We start from the raw sequence: 11745 nt of genomic DNA on the forward strand, positions 1-11745 counted from the left end.
AACCGGTACAATAGCGGCAAATTATCTGGTGGTTAGATATGGTTCATCTCCCTAACGTAATCAAAGAAAAAGCCCGCGCAATACGCCTTGTCGTGTTTGATGTAGACGGCGTACTCACCGATGGAACGCTGAGCTATTCGGCGTCTGGCGAAGAGGTTAAGCACTTTAACGTGAAAGATGGCGTGGGGATTAAGCTGCTCAATGTTTTCGATATCGACACTGCGATCATCTCTGCGAAAGATTCGGCGCCCCTAGCCAAGCGTGCGTCAGATTTGGGTATTACCAACTTTTACCCGGGTACTAAAGATAAATGGCCAGTGCTGTCTGAGCTCATGGACTCACTGATGCTGGACCCTGCTGAGGTCTGTTACGTGGGTGATGATGTGATCGATCTGAAGGTGATGACCCGGGTCGGTCTGGCGATTTCTCCAGCGGATGGCTTCTGGATGGTCCGCGACCGAGCTGATTTGGTGACCGAAGCTGCCGGTGGCAAAGGGGTGGCGCGTGAAGTCGCCGATATCGTACTCGGCAGCCGTATGCCATTAGAGGAAGCCTACATCAAAGCCATGCTTCCTGAATTTGAAAGTCTGAATGACACGAAGGATAAAAAGTGAAGATTTTAGTTACCGGCGCTGCCGGATTTATCGGTGCTTTCACCAGCAAAAAACTGGTCGAGATGGGACATGAAGTTATAGGCGTTGATAACCTGAACGACTACTACGATGTCGCTTTGAAACACGGCCGTCTTGGGTGGCTTGAGCCGATGGCTGGTTTTCAATTTCAGCAACTCGAACTGGCTGATCGCGCTGCAGTAGAGGGCTTGTTCAATCAACACAAATTCGATCGTGTGATTCATCTTGCTGCACAGGCTGGCGTTCGTTATTCCATTACAAACCCTCATGCTTATGTTGACAGCAACCTGATTGGTTTCGTGAATGTTATGGAAGGCTGTCGTCACCATGAGGTAGAGCATTTCGTTTATGCCTCATCCAGCTCAGTATACGGGCTCAACACACACCTGCCGTACAGCACAGGCGACCGGGTGGATCATCCGGTGTCACTGTACGCGGCGACGAAAAAATCCAATGAGCTGATGGCTCATACCTATGCTCACCTGTACCGTTTGCCGACGACTGGTCTGCGCTTTTTTACTGTGTATGGCCCGTGGGGGCGTCCGGATATGGCGTACTTCAGCTTCACTAAGGCGATTCTTGAGGGCAAAACCATTAATGTCTTCAACCATGGCAAGATGCAGCGTGATTTCACCTACATCGATGACATCGTTGAAGGCGTAGTGCGCATCGCGATGAAAGTGCCAGAGCCGGTCGAGAACTGGACGCCGGAATCTGGTGATTGCTCACGCAGCTCCGCGCCGTACAAAATCTACAATATCGGTAATCATAATTCGGTTGAGCTCGGTACCTTCATTGAAACGATCGAAGGCGCGCTGGGTGTTGAGGCCGATAAAAACTATATGGAAATGCAGCCCGGTGACGTGCTGGCCACTTATGCGAACGTGGATGATCTGGCGGCTGATGTTGATTTTGCCCCGAATACGCCACTGGCAGACGGCATCGGCACCTTCGTCGACTGGTATAAAGACTTCTATAAGGTCAAATAATGTCTGGATACAAAATCGTAATCCCCGCTCGTTTCGCATCAAGCCGTTTACCCGGCAAGCCGCTGATTGATCTGGCCGGTAAGCCAATGATCCAGCATGTTTATGGGCGCGCACTTGAGGCTGGCGCCGAAGACGTTGTCGTTGCTACCGACGACGACCGGATCGCTGATGTTGCCCGGGGCTTTGGTGCGGATGTTGTAATGACCTCTCCGGATCACGAGAACGGCACTGAACGCATTGCAGAAGTGGTCTCGGTAAAAGGCTGGTCTGCGGATACTGTCGTCGTGAACCTGCAGGGCGATGAGCCGCTTATTCCTAAGTCTCTGATCGAATTGACCGCGGAAGGTCTGCTGCAGAACTCAGATGCTGGTATGAGTTCTGTCTGTACGCCGATTACCACTGCGCACGATGCGTTTGATCCAAACGTCGTAAAAGTTGTCCTCAATGAGCGGCATTTTGCGATGTATTTCAGCCGCGCACCTATTCCATGGGATCGCGACCTGTACAAAGAGAGCCAGGAGGAGGTGACAGCGCGCATGCCTGTATACCGTCACATTGGTATGTACGGATACCGGGTTTCTTTCCTCAACGATTACCGTGAGATGGCGCCTTGCCCGATTGAACTGACCGAATCGCTGGAGCAGCTGCGTGCGCTCTGGTACGGCGTGAATATTCACATGTCAGTCATTGATCAGGCACCGGGCCATGGCATTGATACGCCACATGACGTTGAACGTGTAGCTGCTATTCTGAAAGCAGGTCATCACAACTAAGGTCTGGAGCCACTATGAACGGAATTAGCCAGAAGTTAGGTTACGCGGGGCTGATCCCGTTCGTATTTTTTGCTCTATCTGTCCTTGCTGGCAGTACCTGGGCCCCCGATTTTTTCACGCTTTACTCGGCATTGATTCTCAGCTTCATGGCGGGTGCTTGCTGGGGCGTTATGCAGGCGCAGCGTGATCATGTGTCTTCGGCAGAGCTCGGATTGTCGATTGGCGTGTTCTTGTGGGGTTGGCTGATGTACTTCGTTCCTCATCTCGCGGGACTGCCTGGCCTGTTACTCGGCTACTGGGTTCTGGTCTGGCTGGAGCGCCAGCCCGTCTTTCGTCAGAGCTATAAGCGGGATTACCGGACCATGAGGTGGACGCTCACGCTTGTGGTCAGTGCCTGTCATGCGGTCGCTTTCTGGGGCCTGCTGACGTAAGTTCTTCGCAGGCCAGTTTTTACAGGGGCAAGCGCTATAGAGACAAGCGTCGCGCTTCTCGTGGGCGCTGACCTGTCTCCGTAAGGGGCTTGTAGTAGGCTTCCATGCGCTTCACCCGGCTGGCGTCACCCATAGTCGCGATCCCTTGTGTTTCATCGGTAAGCTGCAAGAGGCCCCACGGTGCTGTAATAAGCAGATCGTCCTGTACTTCAGGGGAAACTCGCAAGCTGATACGGCTGCTGAGTCTCTGTTGTAATCGTAACAGTGGGTGGCGGTTAATGCCGCCTCGCTCAGAGGGAATCAGAATTTTCACCCGGCGCCTGTGTGAATCGAGAGCAAACTCTCTGACGGCATTGAGTGCTGCTTTGTCCCACCATAATGGGTGGGTTAAATCGCAGCAGGTGATAATAGCGTTGCGGGGGTGCATGGCGAGAATCATTTCGACCCAGCCCACAAGTGAAACTAAGTCGTTCTGCGGATAAATATTCTTATCGCGACCCGGGCGAAAAACATAGTTTGTTTCAGGCGCGCCAGGTGCCTTGTATATATTCAGGTGCGGAATCCCTGCATCATCAAAGAAACCCGCTTCAATATTAAAACCATTCTTCTGATAGAAGGGGACGGCATGCGCCTGAGCCGCGGCTCGAATTTCGCGGATTTTTAATTCGTTTCGGGCGAAGTCTTCGATGGCATTGATTAATCGTGAGCCCCAGTGCTGCCCTCTGAACTCTCTGAGTACTGCCATGCGCCCGAATTTACCCGTGTGCATAAGTCGTGCGCAGCCTATCGGATTCCTGCCATCCAGTGCCAGAAAATGAATTGCTTCAATGTCGTATTCGTCCCACTCCAGTTTGGGCGGCACACTCTGTTCCTTAATGAACACTTCTTCCCGGATCTTTCGGATGATATCGCGGGATGCACGCCAGTCGGTGATGCGAATTTCCAAGTTTCTGCTTCCCTGTCTTTATGTAATAAAAAGAATGGCTGCTTAATCGTAAATCATCAAGGAGTATCAGGTTTAAATAGCAACAATCAGGTCACAAAAAACCAGATCGGTGAGTAGTTTTTTTAGCTCTGGCAGAGCGAATGACCCGATCAGCCACTCGCTTTCATAGTATGCAGAATCGCAGAGTTGCATAACATCTTGACGAGAGGAGGTCGGCAACCGAATTACTTCACCCTGGCAATAAAAAGCGACGAAGGTGTCCTCGACGCTATAGGCGAAGCGGGCCTGTGGGTGGCGTGCCCACTGATCGGCTTCCTTTAGCGCGTTAACCGTGTCAGCCCAGCCTTCCTCAGAGGCCTGATAAACCGGTGCTTGTTCATCATATTTCGCTTCTGTCATGAGTTGTCCCAGCGTGGCTTTGAGCAGAGCAGGGTCATCAATGGCTTTTATCAAAAGAGACTTCAGGCGCTCAGCAGCATGATCGTCAATCTCTCCGGGTGAGCTTTGGGCTGCGATGTCAGCATCTGAGTAGCGATCATCCTGGGTCAGTGTGGGCAAGACGGAATCAATCGTTCTTTCAAAAAGCTCAGCCGTCGAGGGTGCCCGGAAGCCGATGGAGTAGGTCATGCACTCACCTTGTGATATTCCCCAGTGGGCGAGGCCAGGAGGAAGATAGAGCATATCGCCGGGCTCAAGCACCCAGCGGTCTGTTTCTGCAAAGTCCGCGAGTATCTTAACGCTAGGGCCTTCCAGGATGCTGCTTTTCTCTGAGCACATCTGGCCGACTCGCCATTCTCTCTGACCTTCGGCTTGCAGCAGGAATACGTCGTACTGATCCCAGTGTGGGCCGACGCTGCCGCCGTCGGTGGCGTAACTGATCATCAGGTCGTCGATACGCCACGAGGGAATAAAGCGGAAGTGTTCCAGTAGTTCAGCAGCTTCTGGTAGCCACTGATCAACAGCCTGGACTAATAAGGTCCATTTGTTTTCCGGCAGAGCGCGATAGTCGGTCTCGGTGAAGGGGCCTTTTTTCACTTCCCATGGGCCTGTCTTACCTTCTTCGATGATCAGGCGTGACTCGATGTCTTCTTCAAGGCTGAGGCCTGCAAGCTCGTCGGCTGCCAGTAAAGGTTCAAAACCTGGAATCGCCTGACGGATAAGTACCGGCTTCTTTTGCCAGTAGTCGCGCAGGAACTCTTCAATAGTGAGATGGCCGAGGACGTGCATAGGGAGGGCTCCACAAAGGGCTTGGTAAAGGTACAAAAAAGCCCCCTTTCGGAGGCTTTATCAGAGGAGAAGGCTCGATCAGACCTTCTTAGCCTGCGCCTCTGCATTACCCACGTAAGAGGCTGGCGTCATTGCATTCAGCTCGTCTTTCGCAGATTGCGGCAGTTCAAGAGACGCGATGAATTCGCCCATTGCATCTTTGGTGATGGCTTTACCGCGGGTGAAGGCTTTCAGTTTTTCGTATGGCTGCTCAATGCCGTAGCGACGCATCACAGTCTGAACCGGCTCAGCCAGAACTTCCCATGCGTTGTTCAGGTCCTCGGCAAGGCGAGCATCGTTTACCTGCAGCTTGCTGATACCTTTCAGAGACGCCTGATACGCGATCATGCTGTAGCCCATGCCTACGCCCATGTTACGCAGAACAGTCGAGTCGGTAAGGTCACGCTGCCAGCGGGAAATCGGCAGTTTCTGCGCCATGTGTGCGAGTACCGCGTTTGCCAGACCAAGGTTACCTTCGGAGTTTTCGAAGTCGATCGGGTTAACCTTGTGCGGCATCGTAGAAGAGCCTACTTCGCCGGCGATGGTCTTTTGCTTGAAGTAGCCGTTCGAGATATACGCCCAGATGTCGCGGTCGAAGTCGATCAGGATGGTGTTGAAGCGCGCGAAGGCATCGAACAGTTCAGCGATGTAGTCGTGTGGTTCAATCTGTGTTGTGTATGGGTTGAAGGTCAGGCCCAGTGACGTTACGAAGGTTTCAGCGTTGGCTTCCCAATCGATATCCGGGTACGCAGACAGGTGAGCGTTGTAGTTACCAACAGCACCATTGATCTTGCCCAACAGTTCAACGGCTTTGATTTGCTTGATCTGACGTTCCAGACGAGCAACAACGTTAGCCATCTCCTTGCCCAGAGTAGAAGGCGATGCCGTCTGGCCGTGTGTACGGGACAGCATTGGCAGCGCAGCCTGCTCGTGGGCAAGCTTGCGGATTTCGTCAGCGATCTTCTGCATCATCGGCAGAATGGTGTCGCGACCTTCTTTCAGCATCAGGCCGTGTGACAGGTTGTTGATGTCTTCAGAGGTACAGGCGAAGTGAACAAATTCGTTAACCGCTTTGAGCTCTTCGTTGTCTGCAAACTTCTCTTTGATGAAGTATTCAACGGCTTTTACATCGTGGTTGGTTGTCGCTTCGATGTCTTTGACGCGCTGAGCATCGGCTTCGCTGAAGTTGGCAACGATGGCGTCAAGCTGAGCATTGGTGTCTGCAGAGAACGCTGGAACTTCGGTGATGGCCTCGTGCTCGGCAAGACGCTGCAGCCAGCGTATCTCAACTTCAACACGGGCACGGATAAGACCGAATTCAGAGAAAACAGCGCGCAGTGAAGCAGTTTTGCTGCCGTAGCGGCCGTCCAGCGGAGAAATAGCGGTAAGTGCAGACAGTTCCATGGGGTCTCTCAATCTTTGGTAATAGGTTGGGCATTCGATGCATTTTCTGGCGCGGGATTCTAACGGATTTTGAGCGAGATCTCAGTATCTGGGAGCCAATATGATGGAAACAGTCGTGAATTATTACCGGTAGGGCGAATATTCGGGTATTTAAAGCCAGTTACATAGGCAATCTGGGCACTTCTGGTACAATCGCCGGTCAATTTTCACGGGTGGCTTTAGCAGGACCACGAATGCTCGACAGTTTATTTGGTTACATCGATCACCCCGGCTGGCCTGTTCTGGTTGTGGTTATCTCTACTTTTATGCTCGAAGATTTGGCGATTATCGGTGCAGCGTTGCTGGCCGCGAGCGAAAAAATGGCGCCGGGCATCGCTTTTTTTGCTGTTTGTCTGGGAATGTTTATCGGTGATACAGCGCTATATCTGTTAGGACGAGCGGCCCTCGTATGGCCAAAACTGCGACGTAAAATACGCCACCCCATCATACAGAAGCAGGTGCAACCACTAAGGAACTCACCCTGGAAGCAGCTGATGCTGATTCGCTGTATGCCAGGGCTTCGCACGTTTGGGTATATTGCCTGTGGTCTGGCAAGAGTACCTGCAACGCCTTTCTGTTTTGCTAATCTGGCGTCGATTATTGCCTGGGCCTCCGCTCTGTTTATCACGACCTACCTACTTGGACGCCAATTCGGAGAGCAGCTTCACGAATGGATGTGGTTTCTCTTGCCGTTCGCCATCATCGCGTTCATTTACACGCAACGTCGCGCTCGCCAATCGATGGAGGAGGCGGCCTGATTGGCCAGGCTGCTGCGCAAGCCGCCGTATTGATCAGACTTGTACCATAGCGCCTTTGTTTACCCCCTCAAAGGCGCGAACACGAATATCTTTGCCCGGGTGGCGCTTGCTGATTTCTTTAGCGAGGTGATCGGCGATCAGTTCTACTGTCGAATCGGTGCTCATCATATAGCAATGTGCGCGGTTCAGGGTCAGTGAGAAATCACCTTGTTGTGCAGTGTAAGCGAAAGAAAATGTGTCAGTGTCGTCTGAGGCGAGATCTTCAGTGCTGCCGATATAAATATCCCGCCAGAGGTCAGCCCAGTAGGACTCTTCCTGCTCATCACGTTGACCATCAAGCCAGATCTGGATGCGCGAACGGTGTCCGTGGGCAATCCGTTGGCAATTCCCTGCGTGCTTCTTAAGGCCGTGAGAGTAGTGGTAGAAGGCACCGTCAATCGTTTCAGGGGTGAAGTCCAGGGTCAGTTGGTCAATGGTATCCGGGAAATACATCTGGAGCTGTTTGATAGACCAGGCAGCGACGCTCGCCGCTGTAATTTCAGTCGAGTCGATCAGGGTCACGGCTTCTGCTGGAGCACTCATTTCGACGATGCCGCGCCCGGTTTGCATAGAAATATTCACGCGCTCGCCGGTCTTCTTAACTTCGAGGCCAGGTGCCTCGGCAGGCACAAGAAGTCTGTGGTCGAGTTCGGTATCCAGCCACTGACGAAGTGTTTTCTTAACAATGCCGAAGTCACAGACCATGCCCTGGTCATCCAGTGCTCCTTCAAGGATGGCTGACGCCCACCAGGTCTCTCCGACGATCCCTCTGTTCGCGTCTAGGTAGCTGAAATCGACATTGGTGAGTTGTTCGACAAATAAGTGCATAAATACTCCGGTGCAGATGGGCGCGATTATAGAGCAAAGATGGCGACGACGCAGCCAGGCAGATTCGGCATGGCGAAGTGCCGGGTTTTGTCAAAAGGGCGCTGTCTCTGGTGGCATCAGAACGCGTGGCTGATATGATGGCGCACATCTACATCCCTTTTTATTTGAGGCTCGTGTGACCAGACCGCTTTTTTCTGTCAGTCGTTTAGCGTTTCCCGACAATATTTCCTTCTCCCGCTGGGTTGTTATCCCTCTGGTCGCTGCGCTGGCAGCATGCAGTGATAATGACAGCAGCTCGTCTGTGACAACCATCAATCTGGATGTGCAGGTTGGTCAGGAAGATTTCAATGAAGCCATGCTCAGACGGGTAACTGTCGACGAAACCGGTATGCCTTCAGAGGTGCAGCCGGGAGTTCTTAGCTTTGCCCGCTTCACGACGGATGATGAGGGTCAGGCCGTAGTCTCTGCCGATGGTACTGAAATCGTCTATCTCGATGTCTATGGGCGTGAAAATGTCGATGGCACGTCGACGACTCGACGCTGCCAGCTCGTTGATGGTTGCGGCTCTGTCGCTTTCGGTGCTCAGTACACAATTGTTGGTGCGCCTGGTTGGCGATCGGTTGCTGTTGGTATCGAGGATGGCCAGCGCATTCGAATCACGCCACTCACTGATCTGGCAGCTCAGCTCGCTTTCGATCGTGTATACAGTCAAGATTCTGGTACCCAGCAGGATGCAGGTTGGTTAGATACTGGTTTCTATTCTGTGTATTCGACACTTCAAGCCGAATCACAGGTTTCACGCTTGTTTGGTATCGATTCTATCCAGAGTCGGGAACCCGCAGACCTGACTCAAATAGAGGAGTGGCGGGGCGCTAACCAGGCAGAAGCACAATATTCAATTCGCTATGGTGCTCTTTTAGCCGCGTGGCAGTCCTATGAATTGTCCTATACATCAACGACAGATCTGCCATCTTTCGCTTCAGCGGTTGCTGCTGACCTGGTGGCAAATGACGGCCAGTTGATGCAGCGCGGTGGAGCGCAGACTCTCGCTCTTTACGATCTTTATGACGCAGCCATCAGTAACCTGAATGATTTAAATGTCACGAATTCAACCGTGTCTGGTTATGTTGCCAGTGTTGTTGCTCAACTACAGACGGAGCGCGATGCGTTTGTAGATGGGGACCTGACGTCGGTTGCACCGGCTTCTTTGAGCTCGCTGCTCGGTGACGAGCTGGAGGATTATCAGTTAGGCCTTCAGCGCACGAAAGCCTTTGTGCAGGAACTTCGCGACTACGGCAACAGCTTTTTCGAAGACGGTTACCGGGAGCAACTGGATAGCTACGCCGATCTGTTGAGGAGTGTTGGTGAAGACAATGCTGAAAATCTCGATGAAATCACAACCGCAGTGTCGGAAATCGCTGGTTTCTACCGGGATTGCTATCTCAACAGTGGCTGCCCATCAGTCAGCCCGGAGTGGGAGTGGTATCAGAGTCATACCTACTCTGCGCCTGTATTGACGCTTAACGGCGGTGATTTTGAAGTATCACAGGCCGTTGCGGACATTAATTTGCTTGATGAAGATGATGCTCCGACCAGTTCCCGCGCAATAGATATTCTGATGACTGGGACTTTAGTTGCCAATGGTCTGCGTCTCGAGCTGGATCATACCTACAGTGATGACGAAATCAGCAGCCCAAGCGGTTTGCGTATTTTCTATGAAAATACCGTGACGGTTCTTCAGGATGAGGTGTCTGCCCCGGCATTGGCCTACCAGATTCGTTGGACCGATTTCACCCTTTACGATGCAGGCGATGTTGGTAGCGCTAACGAAACTGAGCTTACCGGTGCATTCAGTATCCTGTACCAGGGCGTCGATGACCCTGACGGTGTCTCCGGGCGTCGTTTTAATATCTCAGAAGTGGTTCTGAATAGTCGCATCTCTGATGTTTATGAAGACGATAACGGCACGGATTCAAACATTACGACGGTATTTCTCACGGCCAGTGCCAATCAGGCAGCAGATTATTACCCAGAGTCTGAGTTTGCTTCGTTCAATGCATTCTTTGAGCGGGCACCCCTTTACCCTGAAGGGACAGTTGCTAGTGGGCTGGTTCAGTACCGTACTGGTACGCAAACCGTAAACGGGCGCGAGACTCAATATCTGGACTATTTCGTTGAAGGTGGGGACGATTACCGTTATCGATTCTACCCAACGGTACAGCGCGAAGACGTCAGTGATATCGATGGTGATGGTGATACCGAAGAACTAATTGCTACGCATGATTATGAAGCGTGTTTACTGAGCGGTACTGCTGAGTCGCCAGTGATTGAGCGTTGCCAGCCGAAGCAGCGGTTAAATGCTGAACAGGATCTGCAGAATGCGGTGAATGAGTTGTGGCAGATTGGCGTTTTCTCCCGCCCGGAAGTACCGGGGCAGGGTGTGTACTTCGTTGAATTCCCAGTTGAAGCTGCCGATGATCAAGGGTGCCTGACACTTTCTCCGTTGCCGACATCTCTATCTTCATTGGACGGCACCTTGTACAGAAGCGCGCAATTGGGCCTGTCGAATGCACGTTTTACCAGTGAAGTCGTGCTCGACTACTCAACGGCGACTGAACCGAAAACGCTTGTCGATATTCAGGTGACAGCCCCATACAGTGAACAGGTTGATGTGTCGCTTTCAGTGTCACATGACTATACGAGCGTCAATACTACGGGTCTCTATCAGGGCGTGGGCGCTGACCTTGATCGTCTGATTTTCGATTTCAGTACTGAGAGCGGTACGGTTGAAGCCACGAGCCTGTCTGTATTTAAAGACGGTGTTGAACTCTCTCTCGCTGATGGCTCAACCGACACGGTGGACAGCGAAATTATCCTGGGCAGCAACCTTGATTTGGTCGATGGTGCACCGGTTTATCGTTATATCGTCGGTGATGATGGCGAGTACCGTCGCTGTGTTGTGTCAAACACGGCCGAGCCTTCGTTCAGTCGCGATCCTCAGGAAGCCGTCTACGTGCTGAATTATCGCGATAAGGTTTACGGAAAAATTGTCTATGAAAGCGGTGTCTGGATCATCCGTTATATCGATGGCACCTGGGAGTCACTGAACTGATTCTGCAAGCACCGGCAGCGCCGGTGCTATTGGGGTTCCCGTGTTGAATCAGAGTGTTCCGTAGGAGATAGGAAGCTGTATATTCACCCGTGTATTGGGATTGTATCCGTTGCGCGGGCGCTTCCAGCCGGTCTCCCCACTAATTCCTTCTTTAATGCGGTGAATCTTTCCGCCGCTCGTGAGGTAAGCCTGTACGTCAGCTTCCAGTTGCTGACGAAGCTCTTCGGGACTTGCTTTACGTCTATCTGCACCTTTCTTCGAAGCCATATCGGTTCTCCTGTGCGCCGCGTCAGATCTGGTTGTAAGTCAGACTGCTAACGGCAGAGTCAATGTCAGTTACTTCGGGTGCGGCCAAGCTCCTGGGTCATTATAAACACCTTGTATATTGTATGTATAGGTTTTGTATTGCTTTTGGCAGGCAATGGTATGGAGGTTTTTGAGGGGCTGCCCGGGAATATCTGGCACGGAGTCGGAGAGGGGGGCTGCGATACGTGGTCGCGATACGAAAACAGTTGCGTTATACTCCCG

General features: G+C 52.1%; 11 protein-coding genes. 6 read left to right on the forward strand and 5 right to left on the reverse strand.

The window, feature by feature from the left end:
- Positions 1–38: 38 nt before the first annotated feature.
- Genes B3007_RS07805 through B3007_RS07820 form a run of 4 tightly spaced genes read left to right on the forward strand, consistent with a single transcriptional unit; the run spans position 39 to position 2825 of the window.
- On the forward strand, positions 39–614 hold the full coding sequence (locus B3007_RS07805) for a KdsC family phosphatase (protein ID WP_301378585.1): 576 nt from the start codon (positions 39–41) through the stop codon (positions 612–614).
- The gene (locus tag B3007_RS07810) at positions 611–1621 is read left to right on the forward strand and encodes an NAD-dependent epimerase (RefSeq protein WP_301378587.1); all 1011 of its coding nucleotides are present in this window, start codon (positions 611–613) and stop codon (positions 1619–1621) included. The genes B3007_RS07805 and B3007_RS07810 overlap by 4 nt, the downstream gene beginning before the upstream one ends.
- A complete protein-coding gene (gene kdsB, locus B3007_RS07815) occupies positions 1621–2394 on the forward strand; it encodes a 3-deoxy-manno-octulosonate cytidylyltransferase (RefSeq protein WP_297532563.1) in 774 nt (257 codons plus the stop codon). Before B3007_RS07810 ends, kdsB begins: the two co-directional genes overlap by 1 nt.
- A 14-nt stretch (positions 2395–2408) precedes the next feature.
- The gene (locus tag B3007_RS07820) at positions 2409–2825 is read left to right on the forward strand and encodes a DUF3429 domain-containing protein (RefSeq protein ID WP_297532561.1); all 417 of its coding nucleotides are present in this window, start codon (positions 2409–2411) and stop codon (positions 2823–2825) included.
- 34 nt (positions 2826–2859) lie between these two features.
- Here the strand turns inward: B3007_RS07820 and B3007_RS07825 are convergent, their stop codons facing one another.
- From B3007_RS07825 to purB, 3 genes are all read right to left on the reverse strand, one after another.
- Positions 2860–3771: a GNAT family N-acetyltransferase gene (locus tag B3007_RS07825; protein WP_301378590.1), complete on the reverse strand. Its 912-nt coding sequence runs from the start codon at positions 3769–3771 to the stop codon at positions 2860–2862.
- A 72-nt stretch (positions 3772–3843) separates the two neighbouring features.
- Complete coding sequence (locus tag B3007_RS07830) at positions 3844–4998, reverse strand: cupin domain-containing protein (RefSeq protein WP_301378592.1); 1155 nt, start codon at positions 4996–4998, stop codon at positions 3844–3846.
- A gap of 78 nt (positions 4999–5076) precedes the next feature.
- Positions 5077–6441 (reverse strand): adenylosuccinate lyase, encoded by a 1365-nt coding sequence (purB, locus tag B3007_RS07835; RefSeq protein WP_301378593.1) that lies wholly within the window; start codon positions 6439–6441, stop codon positions 5077–5079.
- Positions 6442–6674: 233 nt separating this feature from the next.
- On the opposite strand from purB, the gene B3007_RS07840 reads away from it, so the two are divergent.
- Positions 6675–7238: a DedA family protein gene (locus tag B3007_RS07840; RefSeq protein WP_301378595.1), complete on the forward strand. Its 564-nt coding sequence runs from the start codon at positions 6675–6677 to the stop codon at positions 7236–7238.
- 33 nt (positions 7239–7271) lie between these two features.
- Here B3007_RS07840 and B3007_RS07845 read toward each other — a convergent pair whose 3' ends face one another.
- Positions 7272–8105, reverse strand: a complete 834-nt coding sequence (locus tag B3007_RS07845; protein WP_301378597.1) for a 6-pyruvoyl trahydropterin synthase family protein — start codon at positions 8103–8105, stop codon at positions 7272–7274.
- 175 nt (positions 8106–8280) lie between these two features.
- Here B3007_RS07845 and B3007_RS07850 point away from each other — a divergent pair, with 175 nt between their 5' ends.
- Complete coding sequence (locus B3007_RS07850) at positions 8281–11217, forward strand: hypothetical protein (protein WP_301378598.1); 2937 nt, start codon at positions 8281–8283, stop codon at positions 11215–11217.
- Positions 11218–11265: 48 nt separating this feature from the next.
- Here B3007_RS07850 and B3007_RS07855 read toward each other — a convergent pair whose 3' ends face one another.
- Complete coding sequence (locus B3007_RS07855; protein ID WP_068444259.1) at positions 11266–11484, reverse strand: hypothetical protein; 219 nt, start codon at positions 11482–11484, stop codon at positions 11266–11268.
- Positions 11485–11745 lie beyond the last annotated feature (261 nt).

It is taken from the genome of Thalassolituus sp. UBA675, from assembly GCF_002297765.1.
In the GTDB taxonomy this organism is placed as follows: domain Bacteria; phylum Pseudomonadota; class Gammaproteobacteria; order Pseudomonadales; family Oceanobacteraceae; genus Thalassolituus.

What these genes read in the sequence shown, in the direction of transcription:
- B3007_RS07805 (WP_301378585.1), top strand. Translation starts at nt 39, where the DNA reads ATGGTTCATCTCCCTAACGTAATCAAAGAAAAAGCCCGCGCAATACGC.
- kdsB (WP_297532563.1), top strand. Translation starts at nt 1,621, where the DNA reads ATGTCTGGATACAAAATCGTAATCCCCGCTCGTTTCGCATCAAGCCGT.
- B3007_RS07820 (WP_297532561.1), top strand. Translation starts at nt 2,409, where the DNA reads ATGAACGGAATTAGCCAGAAGTTAGGTTACGCGGGGCTGATCCCGTTC.
- B3007_RS07830 (WP_301378592.1), bottom strand. Translation starts at nt 4,998, where the DNA reads ATGCACGTCCTCGGCCATCTCACTATTGAAGAGTTCCTGCGCGACTAC.
- purB (WP_301378593.1), bottom strand. Translation starts at nt 6,441, where the DNA reads ATGGAACTGTCTGCACTTACCGCTATTTCTCCGCTGGACGGCCGCTAC.
- B3007_RS07840 (WP_301378595.1), top strand. Translation starts at nt 6,675, where the DNA reads ATGCTCGACAGTTTATTTGGTTACATCGATCACCCCGGCTGGCCTGTT.
- B3007_RS07845 (WP_301378597.1), bottom strand. Translation starts at nt 8,105, where the DNA reads ATGCACTTATTTGTCGAACAACTCACCAATGTCGATTTCAGCTACCTA.
- B3007_RS07855 (WP_068444259.1), bottom strand. Translation starts at nt 11,484, where the DNA reads ATGGCTTCGAAGAAAGGTGCAGATAGACGTAAAGCAAGTCCCGAAGAG.